Source organism: Oleiphilus sp. HI0123, assembly GCF_001635315.1.
In genome coordinates this window covers 1-426 of record NZ_LWGE01000583.1, presented here as the reverse complement: position 1 = coordinate 426, position 426 = coordinate 1, and the positions used below count along the sequence as shown (strand labels likewise).

The following is a 426-nucleotide window of genomic DNA, read 5'->3' as shown; positions in this document are numbered from 1 at the left end:
GTTGGCCTCCTTTCACCGAGAAGCTTAAAGTCTGAGCAAGTGTAAACAAGGGTAAAACCATTGCTGACAGACTAATATTTAAGCACCCTCTTCGTTAAACTAGAGCTACCTAAACGAAGAGCGTGGTGAAATATGATCTGGAACCTGGAAGAAAGAAAGTCTAATAAGAGCCTACAGTCAATACTACAAGGCTTGGTATTATTTGCCATGATGTTTTCATTGGCGGCACTTGCTGAAGCTGATGAACTTTCTTCTCGTCTGGAATCACACTTCAATGCCGATAGCTCGTATCGCTTTATCAACTATGAAAGTGTTAATCAGGTGCATGCTGATGAGTATGGCAGCATGCGCTACTTAGTGATGGATTTTGATTTGCGACTTGCCAGTAATGATCTTCAAGGCAGTATTCACCAGATTTGTAATACT

The 426-nt window shown here is 41.3% G+C and carries 1 protein-coding gene; it reads left to right on the top strand.

Going from position 1 to position 426, the window contains the following annotated elements:
- Nucleotides 1-132 precede the first annotated feature (132 nt).
- Nucleotides 133-426 (top strand): hypothetical protein (locus A3761_RS05315; protein WP_156491626.1); only part of this gene is annotated, 294 nt, incomplete at its 3' end.